The 25,216-nt window shown below is 38.6% G+C and carries 24 protein-coding genes; 6 read left to right on the forward strand and 18 right to left on the reverse strand.

Annotated features, from left to right (window positions below; all coding sequences use genetic code 11):
* Positions 1–217, forward strand: a 217-nt coding sequence (locus ASG38_RS18035; RefSeq protein WP_162239696.1) for a hypothetical protein, incomplete at its 5' end; no start/stop codon positions are given.
* Positions 218–338: 121 nt separating this feature from the next.
* On the opposite strand, the gene ASG38_RS12355 is transcribed toward ASG38_RS18035, so the two are convergent.
* The 9 genes from ASG38_RS12355 to ASG38_RS12390 all read right to left on the reverse strand — a co-directional run bounded on the left by ASG38_RS12355 (position 339) and on the right by ASG38_RS12390 (position 9,408).
* Complete coding sequence (locus ASG38_RS12355; RefSeq protein ID WP_056071272.1) at positions 339–1,529, reverse strand: retropepsin-like aspartic protease; 1,191 nt, start codon at positions 1,527–1,529, stop codon at positions 339–341.
* Between the two features lie 139 nt (positions 1,530–1,668).
* Positions 1,669–3,057, reverse strand: coding sequence for a TolC family protein (locus tag ASG38_RS12360; protein ID WP_369814317.1), 1,389 nt, complete (start codon positions 3,055–3,057; stop codon positions 1,669–1,671).
* Positions 3,054–4,403 carry an HlyD family secretion protein gene (locus ASG38_RS12365; RefSeq protein WP_056071274.1) on the reverse strand — a complete coding sequence of 450 codons (1,350 nt, stop codon included), beginning with the start codon at positions 4,401–4,403 and terminating at the stop codon, positions 3,054–3,056. Before ASG38_RS12365 ends, ASG38_RS12360 begins: the two co-directional genes overlap by 4 nt.
* Positions 4,397–6,067 carry a peptidase domain-containing ABC transporter gene (locus ASG38_RS12370; protein ID WP_056071277.1) on the reverse strand — a complete coding sequence of 557 codons (1,671 nt, stop codon included), beginning with the start codon at positions 6,065–6,067 and terminating at the stop codon, positions 4,397–4,399. Before ASG38_RS12370 ends, ASG38_RS12365 begins: the two co-directional genes overlap by 7 nt.
* A gap of 3 nt (positions 6,068–6,070) precedes the next feature.
* The gene (locus ASG38_RS12375; RefSeq protein ID WP_056071280.1) at positions 6,071–6,742 is read right to left on the reverse strand and encodes a TetR/AcrR family transcriptional regulator; all 672 of its coding nucleotides are present in this window, start codon (positions 6,740–6,742) and stop codon (positions 6,071–6,073) included.
* A gap of 149 nt (positions 6,743–6,891) precedes the next feature.
* The gene (locus ASG38_RS17485; RefSeq protein WP_082482212.1) at positions 6,892–7,029 is read right to left on the reverse strand and encodes a DUF2256 domain-containing protein; all 138 of its coding nucleotides are present in this window, start codon (positions 7,027–7,029) and stop codon (positions 6,892–6,894) included.
* Positions 7,026–7,313, reverse strand: coding sequence for a TIGR03643 family protein (locus ASG38_RS17490; protein ID WP_082482213.1), 288 nt, complete (start codon positions 7,311–7,313; stop codon positions 7,026–7,028). The genes ASG38_RS17485 and ASG38_RS17490 overlap by 4 nt, the downstream gene beginning before the upstream one ends.
* On the reverse strand, positions 7,310–8,728 hold the full coding sequence (locus ASG38_RS12385) for an SDR family oxidoreductase (protein ID WP_056071286.1): 1,419 nt from the start codon (positions 8,726–8,728) through the stop codon (positions 7,310–7,312). The genes ASG38_RS17490 and ASG38_RS12385 overlap by 4 nt, the downstream gene beginning before the upstream one ends.
* A gap of 2 nt (positions 8,729–8,730) precedes the next feature.
* On the reverse strand, positions 8,731–9,408 hold the full coding sequence (locus ASG38_RS12390) for an SDR family NAD(P)-dependent oxidoreductase (protein WP_162239697.1): 678 nt from the start codon (positions 9,406–9,408) through the stop codon (positions 8,731–8,733).
* 326 nt (positions 9,409–9,734) lie between these two features.
* Here ASG38_RS12390 and ASG38_RS12395 point away from each other — a divergent pair, with 326 nt between their 5' ends.
* Complete coding sequence (locus tag ASG38_RS12395; RefSeq protein WP_056071291.1) at positions 9,735–10,628, forward strand: MerR family transcriptional regulator; 894 nt, start codon at positions 9,735–9,737, stop codon at positions 10,626–10,628.
* A gap of 263 nt (positions 10,629–10,891) precedes the next feature.
* On the forward strand, positions 10,892–11,875 hold the full coding sequence (locus ASG38_RS12400) for a fasciclin domain-containing protein (RefSeq protein WP_056071294.1): 984 nt from the start codon (positions 10,892–10,894) through the stop codon (positions 11,873–11,875).
* 90 nt (positions 11,876–11,965) lie between these two features.
* Here the strand turns inward: ASG38_RS12400 and ASG38_RS12405 are convergent, their stop codons facing one another.
* Genes ASG38_RS12405 through ASG38_RS12415 form a run of 3 tightly spaced genes read right to left on the reverse strand, consistent with a single transcriptional unit; the run spans position 11,966 to position 15,322 of the window.
* Entirely contained in the window at positions 11,966–12,721 is a 756-nt protein-coding gene (locus ASG38_RS12405; protein WP_056071295.1) for a succinate dehydrogenase/fumarate reductase iron-sulfur subunit, read from the reverse strand.
* 16 nt (positions 12,722–12,737) lie between these two features.
* Positions 12,738–14,654 (reverse strand): fumarate reductase/succinate dehydrogenase flavoprotein subunit, encoded by a 1,917-nt coding sequence (locus tag ASG38_RS12410; RefSeq protein ID WP_056071298.1) that lies wholly within the window; start codon positions 14,652–14,654, stop codon positions 12,738–12,740.
* 11 nt (positions 14,655–14,665) lie between these two features.
* Positions 14,666–15,322: a succinate dehydrogenase cytochrome b subunit gene (locus ASG38_RS12415; protein WP_056071301.1), complete on the reverse strand. Its 657-nt coding sequence runs from the start codon at positions 15,320–15,322 to the stop codon at positions 14,666–14,668.
* A 396-nt stretch (positions 15,323–15,718) separates the two neighbouring features.
* Here ASG38_RS12415 and ASG38_RS12420 point away from each other — a divergent pair, with 396 nt between their 5' ends.
* Positions 15,719–16,363: a hypothetical protein gene (locus tag ASG38_RS12420; RefSeq protein WP_056071304.1), complete on the forward strand. Its 645-nt coding sequence runs from the start codon at positions 15,719–15,721 to the stop codon at positions 16,361–16,363.
* 101 nt (positions 16,364–16,464) lie between these two features.
* Here the strand turns inward: ASG38_RS12420 and mnmE are convergent, their stop codons facing one another.
* The gene (gene mnmE / locus ASG38_RS12425) at positions 16,465–17,880 is read right to left on the reverse strand and encodes a tRNA uridine-5-carboxymethylaminomethyl(34) synthesis GTPase MnmE (RefSeq protein WP_056071309.1); all 1,416 of its coding nucleotides are present in this window, start codon (positions 17,878–17,880) and stop codon (positions 16,465–16,467) included.
* A gap of 142 nt (positions 17,881–18,022) precedes the next feature.
* On the opposite strand from mnmE, the gene ASG38_RS12430 reads away from it, so the two are divergent.
* Complete coding sequence (locus tag ASG38_RS12430; protein ID WP_056071312.1) at positions 18,023–18,862, forward strand: universal stress protein; 840 nt, start codon at positions 18,023–18,025, stop codon at positions 18,860–18,862.
* Between the two features lie 32 nt (positions 18,863–18,894).
* A complete protein-coding gene (locus ASG38_RS12435) occupies positions 18,895–20,265 on the forward strand; it encodes an NAD-dependent succinate-semialdehyde dehydrogenase (RefSeq protein ID WP_056071315.1) in 1,371 nt (456 codons plus the stop codon).
* Between the two features lie 253 nt (positions 20,266–20,518).
* Here ASG38_RS12435 and ASG38_RS12440 read toward each other — a convergent pair whose 3' ends face one another.
* The 5 genes from ASG38_RS12440 to ASG38_RS12460 form a co-directional block, all read right to left on the reverse strand.
* Positions 20,519–21,061, reverse strand: coding sequence for a hypothetical protein (locus tag ASG38_RS12440; RefSeq protein ID WP_056071317.1), 543 nt, complete (start codon positions 21,059–21,061; stop codon positions 20,519–20,521).
* Positions 21,062–21,071: 10 nt separating this feature from the next.
* Entirely contained in the window at positions 21,072–22,190 is a 1,119-nt protein-coding gene (dnaN, locus tag ASG38_RS12445; RefSeq protein ID WP_056071321.1) for a DNA polymerase III subunit beta, read from the reverse strand.
* 98 nt (positions 22,191–22,288) lie between these two features.
* Positions 22,289–23,953 carry a gliding motility-associated ABC transporter substrate-binding protein GldG gene (gene gldG, locus ASG38_RS12450; protein WP_056071324.1) on the reverse strand — a complete coding sequence of 555 codons (1,665 nt, stop codon included), beginning with the start codon at positions 23,951–23,953 and terminating at the stop codon, positions 22,289–22,291.
* Positions 23,953–24,678 (reverse strand): gliding motility-associated ABC transporter permease subunit GldF, encoded by a 726-nt coding sequence (gene gldF / locus ASG38_RS12455; RefSeq protein WP_056071328.1) that lies wholly within the window; start codon positions 24,676–24,678, stop codon positions 23,953–23,955. The genes gldG and gldF overlap by 1 nt, the downstream gene beginning before the upstream one ends.
* 168 nt (positions 24,679–24,846) lie before the next feature.
* Entirely contained in the window at positions 24,847–25,143 is a 297-nt protein-coding gene (locus tag ASG38_RS12460; protein WP_056071330.1) for a putative quinol monooxygenase, read from the reverse strand.
* Positions 25,144–25,216 lie beyond the last annotated feature (73 nt).

Raw genomic sequence — 25,216 nt, forward strand, 5'->3', positions numbered from 1 at the left:
AGAAAAAAAAGATTGGCATTATTATGTTTATGAAGAAAACAATAGCATCACATTATCTGTCCCCATTCCTAAACCAAATCCGGGATTTGACATCCTGTATACTTTAAACGAATCTGAAAAGGAAAAATATGTAAGTACAGGAATTAAATCCCTTGAAAACAGGATAGAAGACATGAAAACAAACTTTTCAAATTATGAAATGAATTCATGGAGATAGGTAATTATTGGTTTAATAAAGGGAAGCGGAAGCATATCTATTGTAGTTAATAAAAAAACCAACCTGTAATGGGTTGGTTTTTTGTTTTCATATTATTTACAAGAGAAAGAAGTTAATTACTTTATTTTTTAACCAGCTCCACATTTTTGATTTCTCCTGTTTTTATGTCTTTCAGTACCATTACAGCAGTATCCGTCTGAGGTTTCCTGTTCAATTTAAATGATTCACAAGGATTCATATCTGAAAAATCAAATTCCCCGAACTTTAGTATTTCATCTCCTTCATTAATCCTGTCATTCAATGCAGCATCCCACACTATACCCACAACAAATTTATCGTCTTTGAGTACAGGTTGTACAGGCCAGTTCTTTTCGGCCAAATCTATTTCACCATCCTGATAAGGATTGAAATAGAGTTGTCTGCCCGGATAATCGACTGTAATATCTCCATAAGATAGTATTTTGCTTCCTATTCTCGATTTAGTGTCGCTGGTGGTTGCTGTGGTAATATTTTTAAGGGTAACTCCTGCAAAATTTAGTTCGGGAATCGACAGCATAAAATGTTCTTTTTGGCTTTCAACACCATGTATGCCTAATGAATAAGCTCCCTTAGCCTGATAGAGTAGAGAAAAAAGATTAATCTTTTGGGATAATGCATTTTCATAAACAGCTAACGACAAATCATAGAGTCCAACCATTCCGGAATCGAACATGAGGGTTTCAGTTGCTTCTATATCCTTGTTTTTTATGTCAATTTTTAAGTATGGATTACTTTGAAATTTGTCCGGTAATAAACCGGCACTTTTCTTTTTATCAGTACTGAAGTTTTTCAGTTTATCTGTAAAGCTAACGGTCTTGTCCTTATATGAAAATTTCACAATGCTGTTACGCATCATATTACTACCAATAAATCCATCAATTCCAAGGCATTCTAAAAAGAAACTACTATCGGTAACCACAGCAGGGACATCCGTAAAAGTAATATCGCCTACCTGAACGGGTGGTAGTGTTACGAGCTTCATATTCTGTTGTAGATTGCTGGAATCGCCAACATTAAGCCCGTTATCTGATTGCAGTCCCAATTCATTATACAGTTCTTGCGAAATAGCACTCAGTGCTCCGGTATCGACAATAAAATTATAGGCCTTCCCTTTAATAACAGCCTCAACTATTACCAGACCGTTTATATCCTGATAAGGAACGCTGACATTATAATTTTTTTGGACAACCCTGCCTTTATTAAGAGTTTTAATGTTTTGGGCAGTGGATAAATTAAGGCACAAAAGTGCAGAAATGAGATAAAGTAGCTTCATAAATTATTTGATTGGTTGAATACACATTCACACAATTTATGCCAAAATAGGAATACTAAAAAAAGATATTCGATATTTCTTATTCAGGGTACTATTTTCTGATGTTGATAAACGTTGTATCTGGCTGTTAAAGTAATTATTAAGGAATGCTCAAGACCTTATAAAGGTTAGCTATTGAGGCAAGAAGCCTGTTTTCCGTATTGATTTCGGCCAGTCTGCTGCTAACCACATTATTTTCCCTGGAATTAATAAGGAAAAGAGAGCTTTCCCCAAAGGAAAACAATTTTTCTTCCGATGAAAGCATTACGGTATAATCCTTTACAAGCTCAGCTGCGGTTAGCTGCTGTTGGTTAAGCGATTCAATTTCTGCACTATAAGTAAGGATTTTATTTTTTAGCGCTACACGTTCCAATTCCAGATCCAGTTGGCCATCCTGGATTTTCAGTTTGGCTAGCTGCAATGCACCTCTTTCTTTACGAAGGAACAAAGGGAAACTGAAATTTAGACCTATCTTATAATCCTGAAACCTGTAATCTGTAAAATAGGCTGGCTCAGAAAGATAATTGTAGCTTACATTCATTTCAGGGAGTAGCATGTTTGCCTTGTAACGACGTTCAATTTCGAGCATACTCAACTTACTTTGTAACGACTGTATTTTAGGATGGCTGTCTAAAGCAGCGGACGGGTTTAATTGTAAATTGGTGTTCAGGCTGATATCGACACTGTTTCTGACATTTTCTTCTGGCGTGATATTCTCTTCGAGTTCAACGGGAACGTTATCAATCCATAGAAAGTTGGACAATTCCAGTCGTGATTTTGTAAGTTTTAGTTGGGCATCTTTTAGGCTTAGCTCACGTGTTTTAACCAAAATACCCGCTTCTACGCTGTCAATTGCCGGTTTATCGCCGGTTTCTATAAGACGTAATATCCCATCGTAGCGCTTCTGTGCATATTCCAGATAGGTTTTATATAACTCTGCTTCATCAAATGCTCTCTTCCAGTTAAAGTAGGCCAGGGATGCCTCATATATGACATCTGTTGTCTCCATTTTTTGCTCTGCGGCACTAAGCTGAAGTTGTACCTTTGCCATCCTGACATCAGCCATACGTTTATTGATAAAAAGTCCCTGTCCCAAAGGGATGGATATTCCTATGGAGGTCAGACCATTGTTAGGCGTTGTATTTTGTGGATTTACATACAGTCCTTCGCTGTTATCAAATGCAGCCTTAATTTCAATTCCATACCAGGTGGGTATCTTAAAAGTACTTTTTAGCAGTGAATAATAATTCTTATCCTTAAAATCCTTCTGATCATAATCTACCTCAATTTTAGGGTCAAATCCACCGCGGGCTGTCAAAAGTTCGGCTTCTGCTCTGTTAAGCAGTAATCCTGACTGCCTGACAAGAGGATGGTATTTCTTTACATAACCAATATATTCGCTAAAGCTAAGCTCTTTTTCTTTAAATGATTGAGCTTTAATGTGATAGCTAGTCAGTATCAATAAGATTATAAAAACTCGTTTCATCATTTTTCTTTAGAATTCTGATTTTGGGAATGCTGGTAATAATTAGGAGGAAATCCGTTGAGTGTTCTCCAGATTTCAAACCATATCGGTACGGTATCAAGCAGGGTTATAGTCTGTACTCCGGCACCAATGCTGAGTTGTTTTGGCCATGGAGCCTCATTTTTGTCTGGTGCGATCAGCACTCTGTACTTGCCATTTGGACTGATGAAATTTTCAATAGCAACTATCCTGCCTCCAAATGTGCCATAGGACATACCCGGCCATCCGGAGAAAACGATGGTTGGCCACCCGTCGAACCATACCCGCACTCTGTCGCCTTTTTTAAGCAGGGGAAGATCAATAGGCTTAACATAGGTCTCAACCGCAATTTCGTAGCTTGCCGGCATTATACTTACAACAGGCATACCTTCTTTTATAGTTTCGCCAATCCCTGATTGTAAGGCACGGTTAACAAAACCACTTTGGGGTGCTTTTATGTAATACATGCCATTGCGTATACTGTAATTGACATACTGGTTTTCGAGCTTTGATACCTGAGCTTCTGTATCATACTGGCTGCTTAGTGCTGTAAATTTATCACTGCTTGACTTTGCAATTTTTTCATTGTATTCTGCTGTTATCCTTCCAATCTCGACTTTCGCATTAATGAGCTCGTTTCTTGCGGTAAGCAATTTATTTTCCTGAGTGATGATCTTGGCTTGCGCATCCTGGAGTTTAAGGCGTTTTTCTTCCACATCAGTAAGAGGCTTCAGGCCATCCTTATTGAGCTGTACAGAACGGTCAAATTGCGTGTTGGCAATTTTTAGCTGCGTCTTGACTGCCTCCAGATCAATGCTGTCGCTTTTAACCTTTAGAACTGCCTGCCTGATTTTGTTGGTGGCCTGCTGTATTTTTAGGTTCTGCTCCTTCGAAAGTGCGCTCATTTGAGATTCCAGTGATTTTACCTTACCATCATACGATTGCAGGGCGCTTTTTTTTGCATCTACCTGCTGTTTGGTATTTTTTACCAGGTTCGGATCAAAATAATCTTCTTTAATTTCTGAAATATAGAGTATCGTATCGCCTTTCTCTACAAAATCTCCTTCCTGGACATACCATTTTTCGATTCTACCTGCTATGGCAGTATGGATGGTCTGCGGACGCTGATTTGGCTTTAGTGTTGTGACTGCGCCGTTGCCGGAAACATTTTGTGTCCAGGGAAGGAATAGCAACACTATACCCAATAGGCACAGTCCGATGATTATCCTTTTCAATATCTTATAATGCGGCCTGTCTGACAATTGCTTTATTGTACTTAAGTGCTGCATTGACTCAATTCGCACTTTTTTATTATTCGAAATATTTAGCATGGCGTGAAGTATTGATCGTTAATTATCTTACCGTTTTCCATTGTAATGCGCCTTGTTGCTCCTTCTTCCCAATGTAAACTGGCAGAAGAAACCACTACGGTCCAGGGATTTTTATCTGAAAAAATAAATTTTATGATTGCTTTTGTGGCTTCGTTATCCATACGGTCTGTCGGATCCTCATAAAATAGAATCGATGGTCTGTGAACGATACTTCGGGCAAGCAATATCTTTTGGGCGTTTGAAGAAGAAAGGTGCCTTCCTTCCGGGAAAATTTTGGTGTCGAGACCATCTGGTAGCGATTTTACAAAATCGGTTAATTGTACCGCATCGAGGGCCCAACGCAAATCTTCCATGGTAATTGAAGGATTGTTAAAAGTAATGTTTTCACGAATAGTTCCTTCAAATGGCGTTTCACCCTGAATAATGTATCCAATCCTTGCACGGTAGGAGGCCGGATCAATCTTTAACAAGGAGTCATCATTTATGGATAGCACACCTGATGTTGGCTGTAACAGGCCGGATAGTATTCGTATTAATGTAGTTTTACCTGCTCCGTTATTTCCTTGCAATAGTATTTTTTCACCGGGTAAAATCTGAAGATTCACATTTTTGAGTGCGTCTTTTTTTGCATCAGGATAATGGAAACGGACATTTTCTGCTGCAATAGTCATTTCGGTTCCTTCCGGAAGGACATCACTGTATTTTTCATCGTCAAGATCCATGTCAGATACCTGGCCAATCTTTTCAACAGAGGTAAGCACATCATAAAAGCTTTCAAGCCCAATAATAATTTTCTCAACAGAATTAATCACAAGGAGGATTACAATTTCTGCAGCGACAAACTGCCCGATATTCATTTGCTGGTTGATTACCAGAAATCCCCCAATCAGAAGAAGTCCGGCTGTAATGATAATCTTAAAGATAATCAATTGGATGAATTGCCTCCTGATGATATTAAAGTGCTGTTCGCGATACTTAAGATATCCTTCTACTAGTGTATTATTTTTATCCAGCGCAAAGTTAAAGTTTAGGATTGTCCTGAAAGAGGAAGTATTCCTGGCAATTTCCTGCAACCAGTCTGCTGCTTTATATTTGTACTTTGACTCGCTCAAACTCGTCTCCAGACCCGGCCGGTAGGAGAATTTAAAAATAAGGTACAATAATATAATCAGCAGTATTCCAAAGAGAATAAAGAATGGATGGTATAATGACAGTAGTATTATACCAAAGCCAATTTGCAGCAAGGCTGACGAGAAGTCAATAAGAAGTTTTGAAACACCTTTTTGTATGGACATGGTATCAAAAAACCTGTTGGCTATCTCTGGAGGATATACATTAGTATGCGTTTCTCCAAAACGGATCTTGGGAAGTCTGTAGGCAAATTCAAAGGACGACCTGACAAAAATCTTTTGCTGTAAATTCTCCGTTATTCGCAATTGCATTAATGACAGTATGCCTACAAGGGCTACACCGGCAATAACAAAAATTACGAGGACAATCCAGGAAACACTCACTCTTCCACTTTGTATAAAGTTGATAATTGCCTGTATGCCCAACGGTAGTGACAAGCTGATAAACCCTGCAAACAAGGCATAGAAAAATATCTGTGAAACGTCCTTACTGTCGAGTCGTAACAGGCTGAAAAATCGTTTGGCTGGTGTCATTTTTTACTTATTTAACGATGTGATGAGATATAAATAGAAATCAGTGGGACTGACTTTTTCATTGCAGTCCGTGATCGTTTTGAAATGGTCCTTAATAAAATGTTGATGGAGCGAACCTTCCACAATACTTGATGCAAAAGATTTTGGATAGGGAAAATCAGGGTTTAAATCAATAATCATAGCTACAATTCTATTAATCACCTGTTTGTAAATTAAGAAAAAACCTTCCTTATTTTCTTCATCAACTTCTTTGGTCAAAAAAGTCTTGGTAAATTCTGCAATAATAATACGGTTTAATACAGATTCATCAATGTAGTCCGTGCTTGCGTCATCTTTTATCTGTTCGGTTACAAGCGTTATGGCCTGGCGCAGCTTTTCGGAAGGATCAGAAATATTAGCTGTAGCAAATACTATCCTGTATTCCATCCAACTCCAATACCAGGAAGAAAGGTATACTAGCAGCTTATGCTTATTTTCGAAGTAACGGTATAGCGAACTTTCATTAGAACCGATACGTTCTCCAAGTTTCTTAAAAGTGAAGTTGTCAAATCCCACTTCATCAATAAGTTTGATACTTTCCTGAACGATTTTACGTCCCAGCTTGGAAGTTTGCGGATCCTTGAGGTAAATTTTTGGATTTACCTGGATTTTTAAATACGCTAGTAAACTTTTCATTTTGTAAAATTTACACGCAAAATTAATAGTAATGCTATTACATTTGAAATTATTAATAGTATTTAACTTTTGTTTAGGTTTTTAAAATTTACATACCATAGAAACTTTATTAAATAAGGAAGGTTTAGGACTTAAAAATTACATATTTATCATTTCCCTTTTCTGCATCGTTCACTGCAATATCTTACATTATCCCAATCTTTTTTCCATTTTTTTCTCCAGGAGAAGGACAATCCACAGTGGATGCAAGTTTTTGTTGGGAGGTTTGATTTTGCGACACGTTTCAACGCTTGGAGATTTTATTGTTTGTAATAATTCGTTGCCTGCTGCACTTAAAGCGGGTGATACCTTGAATGCGTCTGGAGGCATGTTTTGTTTTGCACTGTTCTATCCGGCTTCGCCAATTTCTGTAACTGGAAGGGCGTAATACTTTATGCATCAGTTTACGAAGTTCTCCCTCCGTAAGCCCAAATTGTAATGTTATGGCCTCAAACGGCGTACGGTCTTCCCAGGCCATTTCTATGATCCTGTCCAGATTCCGGTCATTGAAAGTATTCAACCTCTTTTTCACGATGCAATCTTTTTTATCATGCCGTTAAATATGAAATAATGAAATGGAAGCACAAAGTACCAGTATAGTCTGCCCAAAAGGCCCAGAGGGCGGAATGTTGCGGTTTGTTTAACAATGCCATCAGCGATGGTAAATTCCAGCCATGCCTCACCGGGCAATCGCATTTCAGCATATAGGAGAAGTCGCATCTCTTCACGGTCAGCATACAAAACCCTCCAAAAATCAAGTGACTCTCCCGTAGAAATATGAGAGGCATTCCTGCGCCCACGTTTAAGACCAACACCTCCAAAGAGTTTGTCAAGAAAGCCTCGAAAACTCCAGAGCCAGTCTGCGTAATACCAACCTGCTGTGCCTCCTATTGCGAAAATTCTATTTGCGGCCTGTTGCGGGTCTGTGGCTTTCATGGTTTTGACATCTTTAAAAACCCCAAATTCAGGTACCTGAACTGTGGAATAAAGGCGCGCCTGGCGTTCTGAACCGAGAGCGTCTTTCCAAGTAGAGAGCACCATGTCCTGTTCAATCTTTCCAAATGCCAGAGCTATAGCCTCGCGATAGGATATAAGTTGGATTTTCAATAACCCGGCAAGGTTGTTAGGAACTGCAACGACATCCACTTTCATACTATCCACTAGGTTTTTTGCCAGTGGATATGAAGTGGAAGTGACAAAATAAAGCCAATAGGAGGAGAGCTTCGGTGTCATTACAGGCACGGTAATAATCCGACGCTGTAATCCACGCTCGGAAGCAAAGTCCATCAGCATCTGTTTGTAGGTCAGTATGTCAGGACCGTAAATATCATAATGTTTGTCAAAGGTCTGTTTTTGAAGCAACACTCCGGCAAGAAATTCAACAACATTCCGTATGGCGATAGGCTGGCATCTGGTATGTAGCCACTTTGGAGCTACCATTACAGGCAGTTTTTCCACCAGGTCACGTATTATCTCAAAGGAGGCGCTTCCGGATCCTACAATAATACCTGCCCGCAAAGAAGTAAGCGGAACATGGCCGGAAGCAAGTATATCTTCCACATTTTTGCGGGAGGCAAGGTGTGGTGATAGCTTTGAGTCATTAATAATCCCACTGAGGTAGATGACCTGCTGAGCCTTTGTCTTTCCTATTGCTTCTGTAAAATTCCAGGCTGCTTGTTCTTCCAGTGATGTGAATTCGCCTGAGGCACTCATAGAATGCACCAGATAATAGGCAGCATCAATATCTTTTGGTATTCCGGAAGTAAGACTTTCGGGTATCAATAAGTCTGCTTCCAAAATTTTAGGAGGAATAATTCCCGTAAATTTTCCGGTGTCAAACCTGCGGCTATTGCGCACAAGACATATTACCTCATGTCCTTGTGCCATCAGCACCGGAAGGAGCCGTTGTGCGATATATCCTGTTGCACCTGTCAAAAGTATCTTCATGCCTATTTAATTATAGTTCCAAGACCTCCATTAATATTATAAACCTGTCCTGTTACCCAGCGGTATTCGGTCAACATATGAAAGGCAACCTTAGCAATTTCTGCTGATGTGCCGAAAGTATTCATGGGATGCCGTGCCTTTGCGGCCTGAATTTTTGCTTCTGTATTAAGCAGTCCAGCTGCTAGCGGTGTATCTGTCAGGGAAGGTGCAATGGCATTTACACGCACATCGGGTGCCAGTTCTGCAGCCATGGCAAGGGTAAGACCTTCTACGGCACCTTTGGCCATTGCGGTTGCAGTATGAAAAGGCATTCCCGTCCGAACTGCTACGCTGCTAAAGAGGAGTATAGAAGGATCTTTTGTGTTTTTTATATTAGCCAGATATTGTTGTACAAATAAAAGCGCAGCAGTAGCATTTAAAGTTATAGTTTTGTTGACATCTTCTTTAGATATCCTTGCCAGTGGCTTAAGCATGATACTTCCCGGGCAGTACACCAGTCCCGCAGCTTTAACGGTAATATCGGGCAGCGGTTCATCACTAAGGAAATCGTGGAAGTAGTGTCTGTAAAGCTTGTGACCGTTAAGCGGTCCCGGGGTACGGCTGAGGCCGCACACTTCAAATCCATGGTATATGAGCAAAGTGGCAAGCTCAAGACCAATTCCGCTACTTGCACCCGCCACAATGTAGGTATTTGCTATATTTTCCATTATTTATTTTGTATTGGACGATTGTAATTATTAAATGACAGTCAGCTAACGGGAAAGAATTTTGGAGCAAAGCACAGGAGTGGGTTTCGATATTGTCGATCTGCTTTTTGAGATTGCTAAATGACATTTGAAACTCCATTGGTTGTATATTATTTATATCTACTTGTTTAATAAAATACAAATATACATAAACATCTTTTCTGTTTAGCAATTATGTATTTTTGTTAAACAAATTTATTATTTTTGTGTTCTTAAGTAAAGCTTCCGGCTTTTGCAATTAAGTATTAAATCCTTAATCGATGAACAACATCAAGACTGTATTTTCTATTGGAGACCTTGAGGGACTATCTGGGGTAAAAGCACATACAATACGTATTTGGGAAAAAAGATACGGTCTTCTTTCACCAGAGCGGAGTGAAAATAACTTACGTTATTATGGTCTTGATGAATTGCGTAAGCTTCTTAATGTGGTACTTCTGACAGGTTACGGAGTGAAGATTTCTAAAGTAGCCAAAATGAGGACCGAGGAAATCGAGATGATGGTGGGCGAAATTCGTGTTGGCAGAGAGGACATCAAACATACACTCCATCTCTTCAAGCTGGCAATGATGACTTTTGACCAACCACTGTTTCTGGATGCCACAGATCACCTATTGGCAAAAATGCCGTTTGAAAGAGTTTTCAATGAATATTATATACCATTCTTACAAGAGATTGGCCTGATGTGGCAGGCCGGAACCATTCAGCCGGCTCACGAACATTTTATCAGTTGCCTGATACGTATGGTATTAATCCAGCAGATTTCTTTGTGTAGCAGAAGGGTCAGAAAAGGCACGTTGCCTGCGTATGTACTTTTCCTTCCCTTTGGCGAAATCCATGAGTTGGGTCTGATGTTCCTGCAATATTTAATCACTTCCTATGGTCATGGTTGTGTGTATCTGGGCAGCAGTATTCCGCTGGATAGCCTGTCAGAGGTTACCAAGCTTTTCAGAGGTGTTACTTTCATCACCTACATGACGGTACTGCCTGAAGAAAAACCACTCGATGAATATGTTGAAGCATTGCTCGAAAAGGTACGAGACAACCATTCACAACTTTGGATAGTAGGGCGCCGTGTTGCCGAACTGGCAATGGATGATAGGGATAGCCTTACTCTTTTTACTACGTTGCAGGATATTGCTGCAAAATTATAATAACTATACTGCAAATTGGGGTATTAGATTTTAAATCTAAACTTTTACATTAGCAAATCATATGGTTTTGTTCAGCCTTTCTTCCTGTTTTTTACTCTCTAGTAATTCAATTGCCTTCTGTTTTGAGACTTCTGTAATTTATAATACAGCTATAAATAACTATTACTTAAACAAAAATTAATTTTTTGTTTAATTATTTAAGTGTTTTTGTTAAACAAAATTTTGTATTATAATTTTGAGACACTAACCTAAAAATAGAACTTATGAAAAGAAATTTTTTCAGAAAGGGGATTGCAATACTCACCCTTGCTTTTATTCCAGTTGTGTCATCGTGCAGTGATGATGATAATGAGCAAATGCCACAGGGCAATACCATTGTTGATATAGCTTCATCGAATGCTAATCTTTCTTTGCTGGTAGATGCTCTTGATAGAGCTGACTTAGCGGCAACTCTTGACGGAAACGGAAGTTTTACAGTATTTGCACCAACTAATCAGGCATTTACAGCATTCCTTCAGCAAAAAGGATTTGCGAATCTGGATGCTGTTCCGGTTCCGGTTCTTAAGGAAATATTGCTCAACCATGTCATTTCAGGTGCTGTTACCTCTTCATCACTTACCACAGGCTATGTTAAGACAATGGCCAAAGGAAGTGCATCTTCAACCAACACATTAAGTATGTATATCAATACAGCTAATGGGGTTGTGATCAATGGAGGTGCAGCCAACGGAGGTGCTACAGTAACTACAGCCGATGTAATGGCAAGTAATGGTGTAGTACACATTGTAGGAAATGTTATCGATTTGCCTACTGTGACAAGCCATGCCATTGCCAATCCTGATCTCTCGATTCTTGTTCAGGCACTTACAAGAAATGACCAGCCTGACTTTGCTGGCATTCTTTCGGGTACACAAAATTCACCATTTACGGTATTTGCACCAACCAATTCAGCATTCGCCAGCCTGTTGACCGAACTTAACCTTACGGGTCTGTCACAGATACCACAGGCAACCTTAGAAAATACTCTAAAATATCATGTGGTAGCAGGACAAAATATATTGGCGGCATCGCTTATGAATAATATGAGCGTGACTACATTCCAGGGTAGCAACTTTACAGTTAATCTTCAGGGAGGAGCTTCTATAAGAGATGCTAACGGTAGAGTGTCTACTATTACAGCAACTGACATTCAGGCTTCTAACGGTGTTGTGCATGTAATTAATAAGGTACTTTTACCGCCTATGTAATAGCTAAAAAGAAGTGACTAGAATTTACAGGGTGTCTTTTTAAAGGCACCCTTATTCATTTAGTAATTTATTGCTATAATCTGAAATCGTTCAATATTTATTTTTTCTTAAAAACAAAGCCCTGTTATATTCATAATTCATTCTTGCAATACTCAGAACAGAGATACCCTGCGGACATTCGACTTCACAGGCTTCTGTATTTGAGCAGTGTCCGAAATGCTCAGCATCCATTTGTCGTACCATATTCAGGACACGTTCGCTGCGTTCTTCCTTTCCTTGAGGAAGCGAAACCATATGCGTGATTTTTGCCGATGTAAATAAGGCAGCACTGGCATTTTTACAGGTAGCCACGCAAGCCCCGCAACCAATACAGGCTGCGGCATCGAATGCTTCTTCAGCCGTCTGATGCGTAACGGCAATGGCTGTTGCATCTGGAGCCTGGCCTGTGTTTATCGAAACAAATCCACCGGAAGAGATAATTCGGTCAAATGCCGACCGGTCAACTTTAAGGTCTTTTTTGACGGGAAAAGCTTCTGCCCGAAAAGGTTCTATCAAGATTGTTTCACCGTCTTTGAAAGAACGCAGGTGAAGCTGGCAGGTGGTTGTCTGTTTCAGAGGGCCGTGTGCGATACCGTTAATCATCATCCCGCATTGCCCACAAATTCCCTCACGGCAATCATGGTCAAATTCTACGGGTTCATCGCCTTCAAGAATCAGCTTTTCATTCAAAGTATCCAGCATTTCCAGAAATGACATATGCGGATTAAGTCCTTTAAGGTCATAATTTACCAGTTTTCCTTCACTTTGACGGTCTTTCTGTCTCCATATTTTCAGGTGCAAATCCATAATTCCTGTGTTTTTCTTATTTATAACTTCTAACCGTCGGTTTTACTTCTTCAAAAATTAACGGTTCTTTGACGAGCTCCGGTTCCTTATTTTCACCCGTCCAATTCCAGGCAGAAATAAATTGAAATTCAGCATCGTTTCGTAACGCTTCTCCGTCAGGAGTTTGAAATTCTTCCCGAAAATGGGCGCCACAGGATTCATTCCGGGTTAAGGCATCATAACACATCAATTCGCCAATTTCGAAATAATCTGCCACACGGCCAGCCTTCTCGAGTTCGCTATTCATTGCGTTTCCTTGTCCGGAAACTTTCACATCTTTATAAAATTCCTGTTTCAGTTTCCTGATTTCGTTGATGGCATATTTTAATCCTTCTTCATTTCGCGCCAGTCCGCAATAATCATAGAGCAGTTTTCCCAAAGTTTTATGGAAATAATCTACCGTTTTTGTTCCTTTGATAGAGATGAAGTTTTCAATTTGCTGCTTCACATGATTCTCAGCTTCTTCAAACTCTGGAGTAATAGTAGCTATTTTTCCGGTATGGATTTCATTCGATAAATAATTTGCTATCGTGTAAGGAGCGATAAAATAGCCATCAACGGAAGCCTGTAGTAAGGAGTTGGCACCTAATCGATTGGCTCCATGGTCTGCAAAATTGGCTTCTCCCAAGGCAAATAACCCCGGAATAGTCGTCATCAATTCATAATCCACCCAGAGCCCGCCCATAGAAAAATGTGCGGATGGAGAAATCATCATCGGTTCCTGATACGCATCATATCCGGTAATCTTAAGATACATATCAAAAAGATTTCCATATTTCTCCTGAATCTTTTCTTTCCCCTGTTCTTTGATGGCTTTGGAAAAATCAAGATAGACCGCATTTTTTAAAGGGCCAATCCCGAAACCGGCATCAATTCTTTCTTTTGCAGCTCTTGAAGAAATATCTCTGGGCGCTAAATTCCCAAACGCCGGGTATCTTCTTTCTAGATAATAATCCCTTTCATTTTCAGGAATATCATTCGCTTTTCTGGTTTCGTTTTCATTAGAGGGAACCCATATCCGTCCGTCATTTCGTAAGGATTCGGACATCAGCGTTAATTTTGACTGATAATCACCGGATTGAGGCAGGGAAGTAGGATGAACCTGTATCCAGCTTGGTGATGCCATTAAAGCGCCTTTTTTGTGCGCCCTCCAGATGGCAGAACCATTACATCCCATGGCCAGCGTTGACAAATAATATATTTTGCCATAGCCACCGGTTGCCAAAACCACGGCGTGTGCGGCATGTCGTTCAATTGCTCCTGTATCCAGATTCCTGACAATAATTCCTCTTGCTTTTCCGTCAATCACAACCAGGTCGAGCATTTCGTGTCTTGAAAATAGTTGTACGCTTTTCTTCCCGACTTGTCGCATCAAAGCCTGATAAGCACCCAATAGCAATTGCTGTCCGGTTTGTCCTCTTGCATAGAAAGTACGGCTTACCTGAACGCCCCCAAAAGAACGGTTGTTGAGATAACCACCGTATTCTCTTCCAAAAGGAACACCCTGTGCAACCGCCTGGTCAATCAGGTTTAGTGAACATTCTGCCATTCGGTACACATTGGCTTCCCGGGCCCTGAAATCTCCGCCTTTCAATGTGTCGACAAACATCCGGTAGACACTGTCACCATCATTTTTGTAGTTTTTTGCGGCATTTACACCACCTTGTGCGGCAACAGAATGCGCCCTTCTCGGGCTATCCTGAAAACAGAATGATTTTACATTATAACCCATTTCTCCCAATGAAGCTGCAATGGAACTCCCTGCCAGACCGGTTCCAACAACAATAACGTCCAGTTTTTTTCGGTTGGCAGGATTTACAAGTTTTGCTGTTTTTTTATAGTTCTCCCATTTTTTTTCTAAAGGGCCTTCGGGTATTTTTGAATCTAAAACCATACGATTTCAATTTAACGGTAAGTGAAGAATATATAAACAGGCATCAATGCAAATCCTATACTGATAATAACAGAATAGGCGATACCAACTCTTTGGAACCATCTTACAAACTTAGGGTGGTACAATCCCAAAGTTCTGGCGGCACTGTGAATTCCGTGAATTAAATGATAACATAAAGCAATCATTGAAATGGCATAGACAAGGACATACCACCATTCCCGGAAAACAGTCACTACTATTATATATAAATCTTTATTTCCATTGCCATCCAAAGGCGGATTTCCGAATTTATAGACATACCAGAAATTTTGAAAATGAATGACAAGGAAAATTAAAATCAGTGTTCCCAAAACGCCCATATTTCTGGAGTACCATTTGCTTGCTCTTCCCCGATTTTCCACTTGGTAATTTCCGCCTGCTTTTTTGTTTTTTAAGGTAATGACCAAACCATCAATTGCGTGGAGGATAATGCTTGCATACAGTATATATGAAACTAATTTAATAAGAATATTTCCGGACAGAAAGTGGGAATAGGCATTGAATTGAAGATGCGCCTGTTCCTGTGGTAAAAATAGTTGGAGGTTTCCCAGGAAATGAATCAGGAGAAAGAAGCTTAGGAAAAGCCCTGTAAGGCATAGTAACATTTTTCGAGATAAAGTTGAAAGCATACTTTTCAGTTTAGATTACTACTAACCAGGAATTAGTATCCAAAGTTCTCTTATGCCAATAAAGATAATCAATAAAAAAATACGATTTTTCAGACGTATGATTTTTTTACGTTTGTAATGGAATGATTAAAAATGTTGATCAGAGAGAAATTGTTTTTAAAGGAAACTATCTAAAAATGAAAAAACAAAATAACTGGTTAGCATGCAGATTTAGTATAAAGATTTATTGGTTGAAATACATAGCTTAGTCAAAGCTTTAAAATTTTTGTAAAGGATTTAAACTTACCTTTACCAATGGTAAAATGTTTGATTATAATATTTGCCTTTGATTTTTTAGACACAAGATCTAATGTGTTAGAAATAGTAGTTTAATTCAGAATGATTACGTAATTAAAAATGGACAATCATATACACGAACTCCTTTACCACTATAACGAAGATGGTTACGAAGGTTATGATTTAAGGGAAGTACAACTCCTTGAAAAAATAGATTTAGAAAGAGTTGAAAAATTAAAATTGCTTCTTCATAATGATGATCAATATATTGCTTATCAGGCAATGCTTATTTTACTTGCATGGTCAATACCGGATGGATTTAAACAACTGGATAGGTTTATTTCCGAAAAATGGGATGAAATAAAAAATTTTGAACCTCACAGACTATATAATCAGGATAATGTATATGATGTAATAACAGATGCATTATCTGTTGCAGCATTAAAAGGAAAAAGTGAGCAAGAATTATATCCTTACATTAAATATTTTTTGAATATTTATGGTAATCATTTTTTTGAATCAAATCTAAAAGAATTCCTTCTAAAGAAAAATTGCAGACCGCTTTTACAAGAAATAGAACAAGCTATGCAAAGTGCTTTAAAAAATAAAAAATACTATCAGGCAAGTCAACTGTTTCCTGTTATTGTTCAGTATGACAAAGATGGCTTTAATAAGTTTATAGATATTTTTAATGACTTAATAAGTCAAGACGATAGAATTTCATATAATATAGAAGAAGCAAAAAAAATATTTAATAGACTATAGGAAAAAAAGATTGGCATTATCGATAAATGCAAAACCAGCTAAATCGCTGTTTTATGGCTTTAACTGGTTTTGTTTGTGATTTTATGTGTTTTTTATACCTTTTACTTGCCGATACAAAAATTCGCAAAAATATTCCCCAACAATTCATCATTAGTAACCTGGCCTGTAATCTCGCCAAAGTAATACAAAGCCTGTCGGATATCAATAGCCATCAAATCACTTGAAATACTGGATTGAAGCCCAAATTTTACTTTTTGGATTTCTTCCAACGCTTTTAATAACGAATCATAGTGCCTTGTATTAGTCACAATCGTTTCATTGTTTCGCAAAGCACCCGTATTTACAAAAGAAAGAAGTTGGTTTTTTAATGCTTCGATATTAGTGTTTTCTTTAGCTGAAATTAAAAGAATTTCTGGGATTTCTGATTTAAGATTTTGGATTTGAGACTCACTGAGCGTATCAGCCTTATTTCCAATAATCACCAAAGGCTTTAACGGAAACTGATTCCTTATCTTTTCAACTTCAATCTTTACATTATCTAACTTACTGTTATCTGAAGTCTGAAATCTGAAATCTAAAATTCCCGAGCTGTCCAAAAGATAAACAATAACCTGTGCCTGTTCTATTTTTTCAAAAGTCTTTTTGATACCGATACTTTCTACGACATCTTTTGTTTCACGGATTCCGGCTGTATCAATAAATCTAAAGCTGATACCGTTAATGACCAATTCATCTTCAATCGTATCGCGTGTGGTTCCGGCAATCTCTGAAACGATAGCACGTTCTTCATTTAATAAGGCATTCAGAAGCGTAGATTTTCCCACATTAGGTTCACCCACAATAGCTACCGGAATTCCGTTTTTGATAACATTACCCACGGCAAACGAATCAATAAGACGTTTCAATACAAACTCGATACGTTCTAATAAATCATAAAATTGCGTTCTATCGGCAAATTCAACATCCTCTTCAGCAAAATCCAATTCGAGTTCAATAAGAGAAGCAAAATTCAGCAGTTCTTCACGCAGTTTGGCAATTTCATTCGAAAAGCCGCCTCTCATTTGCTGCATGGCGATTTGGTGCGAAGCCTCATTTTCTGAAGCAATCAAATCAGCTACAGCTTCCGCTTGTGAAAGGTCTAATTTACCATTAATAAAAGCCCTGAGCGTAAATTCTCCCGGTTCTGCCATTTTACATCCTTTACGTAACAATAGCTGTATAATCTGCTGCTGTATATAAGTCGAGCCATGGCATGAAATCTCCACTACATTTTCACCTGTATAAGAATTCGGACCTTTAAAAATAGAAAGCAATACCTGGTCATATACTTTCGCGCCGTCGATAATGTGACCCAGATGAATGGTATGCGTCTTCTGTTTCAGGAGATCTTTTCCTGAAACCGACTCAAACACGGATGCAGCAATAGTCAAGGCATCTTTTCCTGAAACCCTGATAATTGCAATTGCTCCGGCTCCGGATGGGGTAGCTAAGGCAACGATAGTATCTTGTGAAACCATAATGTATATTTTGTGCAAAGATAGGAGTAAAGTTGCTATGAGCAAAAAGGCTAGGCGTATGTTAAATAAAAGCAAACTTGCTTCTGCGATTTTCTTTAGGTGGTACTTTTTTGTAAATTTATAGGTACAAAACAACTGAAAAATGAAACGTATCCTTTTTCCAACTGACTTTTCCGAAATCGCAGACAACGCTTTTCTATATGCGCTGAAAATGGCAGATTCGCTGGAAGCAGAGATTATCCTGCTCCACACTTTTGATATGCCAATTATTGATGGTGCCGAAATACCTATTAATTTTAAAGAAATGTATGATACGCTCGAAATACAGCAGATGTCACATTTCAAAGATTATATTCCGCATTTGAAACAGATTGCCGAGAAAAACGGAATGGGACACATACAGATGTCACATTTGCTCAAATCGGGTGACCTGACCTATGCCATGCAGGATGTGGTGCAGGAACACAATATTAATCTGGTGGTTATGGGCACGAGTGGCGTTTCCGGATGGTTCGATTCACTTTTTGGTTCGCAGACAGGCGAGGCCATTACTTCACTAACGGCTCCGGTATTAAGCATTCCGATTGAAGCCAAATACAAAAAAATAAAAACCATTGCCTTTACCAATTTATATCGCGAAAAGGATTTTGAAGCTTTGCAGCGTCTTGTTGAAATTGCCTTAAAATTTGGCGCTACCATAAAAAGCTTATACGTTAAAAAATCATTTACGTCACTTTCAGACGAAGATATAAAAGCATGGGAAGAAAGATGCAGTGCCTGGCCGGTACAGTTTTTTGTTATTCCTCATGATGATGTCAAAGAAACCATACAGGACTTTATCAATAACCAGCATATCGATTTGTTGACCATGCTTACAGAAAAAAGAGGATTTTGGGAAGACCTTTTTAGATCCAGCCTTACCCAGAAAATCTCTTATAAGATTGAAATACCAATGCTGGCACTTCATGAAAACGGCTTGTAAAGCACAATTATATACTCCTAAATATTTTAAAAATGGCTATTAAGACAATCAATCCCTATAACAATAAAGAAATCAAATCCTTTGAAGAGTTTTCCGAAGAAGCGGTGGAGAAGAAAATTGCTCAGGCAGATAAGACCTATCAGAAATGGAAAACCATTGCCATAAAACAACGGGCAGAACTTTTAATGAATGTTGCTTCCCTCTTCAGAAAAAGGAAAGAAGAACTGGCAAAGTTGATTACATTGGAAATGGGAAAACTGATTGCCCAAAGTGAAGCTGAAGTTGAAATGTGTGCTTCAGTCTATGAATATTATGCTAAAAATGCGGCTGATTTTTTAGAAGATAAGCCCATAGAAATAAAAGACGGAAAAGCATTTGTCCGATACACACCAATCGGGATTATACTGGCGGTTGAACCGTGGAATTATCCGTATAATCAGGTAGCCAGAGTTGCCGCGCCAAATATTATGGCTGGTAATGTAATCATGGTTAAACATGCTTCTAATGTACCGCAATGCGCCGCTGCCATCGAAGAAATTTTTAGGGAAGCCGGAGCAGAAGATGGAATCTATACCAATCTATTCCTTTCCAGTTCAAGAATTGCCAAGCTGGCAGAAGACCCAAGAATAGTTGGTTTGTCGCTTACCGGAAGTGAAAAGGCAGGAGCCAGTCTGGCAGAAGCAGCCGGAAAAAATTTAAAAAAATCAGTTTTGGAATTAGGCGGAAGCGACCCGTTTATCATCCTGGAAGATGCCGATTTGGAAAAAGCGGTAAAAAATGCGGTAAAAGGTCGTTTCGGAAATATGGGACAGGCCTGTACTTCCTCAAAAAGGATTATAGCGGTTGAAAAAATTGCAGATGAATTTCTGGAAAAATTTAAAGAAAAAGTTACCGGACTAAAAGTTGGTGACCCGATGGAAAGAGATACGGAAGTAGGTCCATTAAGTAGTGAGGAAGCAGCCCAAAAAATAGAAAAACAGGTAAACGACACGGTAAAGTCAGGAGCAAAAGTAGTCCTGGGAGGTAAAAGAATCGATAGGGAAGGGGCTTTTTATGAACCGACAATATTAACAGATATCAAACCAGGCATGGTAGCCTACCATGAAGAGATTTTTGGACCTGTAGCCTCATTCTATAAAGTAAAAGACGAAAAAGAGGCCATAGCTCTGGCCAATGATTCTACTTTTGGTTTGGGTGGTTCTGTTTTCAGTGAAAATATTGACAGAGCTGTTGAAGTAGCAAGCCAGATTGAAACCGGAATGGTATTCATCAACGAGCATGTGGCATCCCGTCCCGACCTGCCTTTTGGCGGAACCAAACGTTCAGGTTACGGACGTGAACTTTCTGAATTGGGAATTGAAGAATTTGTGAATAAGAAGCTCATTAGGATAAGTAATAAATAAGTTGCTAAGAGGTTAAGGTTCTGAGGTGCTAAGTTTATGCTTTTTGGTAGGTAAAAGGAATAAGTTATTGAAAGTGATTTTTATATATGCTTATTTGGTGCTAAACCTCACAATAGCCACTATCGACTAACCATTATCAACTATCAACTATTATCTAGACACTATCCACTATCAACTAACCACTATCAACTAAAAAAAAGGCCGTAGCTCAGAGAGAGTCTACGGCATTTTGGTATAAAGGGTTGGTTATAGCTTATTCATTACTGCTCAGGTCAGTAAATAATCCGTTATACTTTCCGCTAAAGGTTTGCCCATCTGTTCGGGTAAATTGGAAAGTCAAATCAATTTTGTTTTCAGATACAGAATTAATCGTAACCGTCTTTTCGGTAGCATTAAGTCCTGCTTCAGAGCTTTTCAGCAAAAAAGTACCGTCAACATAAGTGTAATTCTCATCCTCTGCATTCTGTACATAGGCACCGCCGGTTTGTATAGAATAATTAGGAATATCGGTTATAGTTCCGGCTTCCAGATTGACACCGTTAAAATCAAAATAAATTTTGCTGATGTTGGACACTGCGGTTGAATCGTTCAGGTTTACATTCGAAAGTACAATAGAAATAGGACCCGGAGTCTCATCTACAATATTTTCGTCTGTAACAAACGCATTATTCAATACGTGAAAGCCGCCATTAAAAGTAAAACCATTTTCACCTAATTTTCTTCCGTCATCGTCAGAACAGGAAAGCAACAGAAATAAGGCGAAAAAAGGAACTATTTTAATGATTGAACGAGCCATTGAAAAGATTTTAGTTATTAAGCATTACAGGCATAACAAGCATCGTAACGGTTTCACCATCTTCCAGTCCGTCAACAGGAGTCAGAATTCCGGCTCTGTTTGGCAAAGACATTTCCAACATGATTTCGTCAGATTGAAGATTGGTCAGCATTTCAGTTAAGAAACGGGAATTGAATCCAATCTGCATATCGTCACCCTGATAGTCGCAGGTCAAACGTTCTTCTGCCTTGTTTGAGTAATCAATATCTTCTGCAGAAATATTCAATTCGGCACCGGCAATTTTTAAACGGATTTGGTGCGTTGTTTTATTAGAGAATATAGCAACACGACGAACCGAACTTAGAAATTGTGAACGGTCAATCATCAGCTTGTTTGGATTTTCTTTTGGAATTACAGCCTCATAATTTGGATATTTTCCGTCAATCAATCGGCAGGTCAAAACGTAGTTGTCAAAAGAAAACGTAGCATTGGAATCGTTATATTCGATTGTCACTTCAGCTTCAGAAGTTCCAAGGATATTTTTTAAGATAGTCAAAGGTTTCTTTGGCATGATAAAATCTGCCACCTGTGATGCTTTTACATCGGTTCTCGCATATTTTACCAATTTGTGCGCATCAGTTGCCACAAACGTAAGTCCTTCCGGTGAGAATTGGAAAAACACTCCCGACATTACCGGACGTAAATCGTCGTTTCCGGCAGCAAAAATAGTTTTGCTTACCGCCGTAGCCAAAACTCCGGCAGGAACTATGGTAGAAGACGGGTCATCAAGATTTACAGATTTCGGGAATTCTTCACCCGGAGCATACGCCAGAGCATATTTACCGGAATTGGAACTGATTTCAATAGTACTGTTTTCCTCTACAGTAAAAGTAAGTGGTTGCTCCGGGAAAGTCTTTAAGATTTCCAAAAGCAGTTTTGCAGGAACGGCAACGCTTCCGGTACTTGTAGAATCAATTTCTAAAGTAGCAGACATGGTGGTTTCCAAATCAGATGCAGAAACGGTCAATTGTTTGTTGTCCAATTCAAAAAGGAAATTATCCAGAATTGGCAAAGTATTGCTGCTATTGATAACGCTTCCTAAAACCTGCAGTTGTTTTAATAAGTAGGAACTCGATACTATAAACTTCATTTTCGTCTTTTATTTAATAAGGATTGTAAAACTACAAATATTTTACATTGCACAAATATATCTTAAACTAATTCTAAAACAAAACCAATTTATTAACATTATTTGCTATAAGCCCGCCTTCTCAGGTAGGTAAACACTAACCCGAAAACAGCAAGAATGAGGATTGGTAATCCAACAGTTAGGAATTGGGTAAAGGTATAATTCTCTGAAACTTTTTTCTCATCCAGCAATGCAAGCTCTACATTTTTGCCTCGTATGTTGATAAGTCCCGTATCATCAAGTAAGTAATTAACAGCATTCATCAGGAAATCTTTATTGCCATAAACCTGCTGTGTCCATTGGTCAATTCCGTTCATCAATGGCTTTTTGTTGACGTAGGTGTAATTGATAATATCGCCATCAGCAATTACAATCATTTTATTGGCTTTTCCTTCATCAAGTCCCTGATTCGCTTTAAAAGGCTTTACACGGTTTTTAAAAGCAGAAGTAAATTTTCCTTCCAGTAACACTCCTAATGTTTGGTTTCCTTTAGAATATTGGGCTTCATTCAATTCGTCCATAAACTGGTGCAGGCTGATTTCTACAGGAGTTCCTACCACTTTAGATTGGGGCGAACTTTTTAAAAGTACTGTTTTTTTGATATTGTTTTTTAAGGTATCAATCTGATTGGCAAATTCTAATTTAACCAGATTGACATTTTTATTTATCGGATGGTTTTCGGCCGATTTTACAATTGGAGAATACAGCCAGTCAATAGGGAAATCGCCATTTTCAGAACGTGCCGTAATTGGTGTTGACAGTAAATCCTCTACAAGATTATAGTTGATACGGATACCGTATTTAAAGAACATGTCATCAAGATTCAGTTCCAATGGGAGTGCCATAGCCGACTGTGATTCGTTCTGTAGGTTGTCAATATCGGCCTCAACCTTATCAATAAGCCAAAGCGTCTTACCGCCATTCATGACATATTGGTCCAGGATATATTTTTCAGAATCAGTAAAAGCCTCCGTTGGTTTGGCAATGATTGCAGCATCAAAATGAGACAGATTCTGCATCGTCTTGTTTGGGTCATTGGCCAGCGAATCCAGATTGAATTCTCCAATCAGGTAATATTCTTTTAAATTAAGGACAAAATCTGCCAGATATTTGTCATTAAGTTCGCCGTTTCCTTTCATTACGGCAATCTTTTTCTTTTCGGTTACGGCCAGTTTTGTAAGCGCATCTGCAAAAGCAAATTCCAACAACTGTACTGATTTGCTGATATTTTCATCGGCATTATTACCAAAATTATTAACCAGTAAAGGAACGCGAACTGATTTTGTACCATAATTGGCAATAGCCCACGGAAAGACCTGAATCATGGATTTCTTTCCGTTTTTATTGCTCTGAATATTCGTAGGAGTAAACCCAAGCCCGTTCAATTCGGATACAAATTGTTCTGCCTTTGACTCATCAGCCAACGGGTCTGTGAAATTAAAAATGATATTGGAGTTGTAAGCCCTGAATTCTTCCAGCATTTGTCTGGTTTCTCCCTCCAGTCGTTTAAATTCGGGTGGAAATTGCCCGTCAAGAAATACATCAATATAAAGAGGCTTGTCTACCTTTTTAATCATGTCAAGCGTACTTTTCGACAAGGTATAACGCTTATCTTTTGTAAGGTCGAAACGCTTAAAAAAGAAATTACCGGCAATGTTTGCTGCAATCAGTAAAATGATAACGATGCTGAGCTGCTTCAGGCTTTGTTTCTTAGACGCTTTCATTAGGATTTCAAAGATTTAAGTTTAAAAGCGGTAAGCGATAAAAACAATATCGTAATGCTTAAGAAATAAATAATATCGCGTGTGTCCAATACACCACGGCTCATACTTTTGAAATGATAATCCATGCCTATAGAAGCTACTATAAGGTCAAAGCTTTCTGCATAAGTCGAAATACCGTCAAAACCAAAGTAGAATACAAAGCACAAAAGTACCGAAAGGATAAAGGCTACAATTTGGTTTTCTGAAAGTGTTGAAGTAAAAATTCCGATAGCAGTATAGGAAGCAATCAGGAAAAGTAATCCGAAGTAGGAACCCAAAGTACTTCCAAAATCCAAATTTCCTTCAGGATTTCCAAGATTGGAAACAACCAATACATATATAAGAGTAGGAATGATGGCTATTACAATTAATAGGAAAGCGCCAAAGAATTTACCGTTGATGATTTCCCAGATGCCTAATGGTTTGGTAAAAAGCAATTCAATAGTCCCCTGTTTTTTTTCATCCGAAAAGCTTCGCATTGTTACTGCCGGAATAAGGAAAATCAAAATCCAGGGTGCTAATGTGAAAAACGGACTCAAATCGGCAAATCCGGAATTGGGAATGTTAAAATCGCCTTCAAAAACCCAAAGGAAAAGTCCGTTGAGCAACAGAAAAATAGCAATCACCAAATAACCAATCGGCGAACCGAAAAAGGATTTGATTTCTCGTAGTAATATTGATTTCATTTATAATTGATAGTTGATAATGTATAGTGTATAGTTGATTTCAAATTTCTGATTTCTGATTTCTGATTTCTGCCTACAGCCTACAGCCTACAGCCTACAGCCTTCCTGATAACGGGGCAAGTTACACCAAAAATCTTAAATCTTAAATCTCAAATCATAAATCCAAAATTATTCAAGCGTCACAAGCTTATCCACGCTCCACGCTTCGGGCTTATCATTAAATAATTTTTTGGTAAACGTCCAGATATCGTCAAAAAGTGCCGACTTCCTGTAGTTTTCCAAATCTTCTTCTGTTTCCCAATAACTGTATGTGAAAAATACACACTTGTTATTTTTGTCCTGATACAATTCTAAGAAACGATTTCCGGGCGCATTTCGTATTTTTTCTTTCATCAATTCGAAATTTTCTAAAAAGGCAGGAATGTTTTCTTCGTGGAATGACAGTTTTACAATTCGTACAAACATAGTTTTATGATAGGTAAATTTGTGATTTATGATTTTAGATTTGTGATTTGTCTATTGCAGAAAGCCTACTGCT

Source organism: Flavobacterium sp. Leaf359 (assembly GCF_001423985.1).
Lineage (GTDB): Bacteria > Bacteroidota > Bacteroidia > Flavobacteriales > Flavobacteriaceae > Flavobacterium > Flavobacterium lindanitolerans.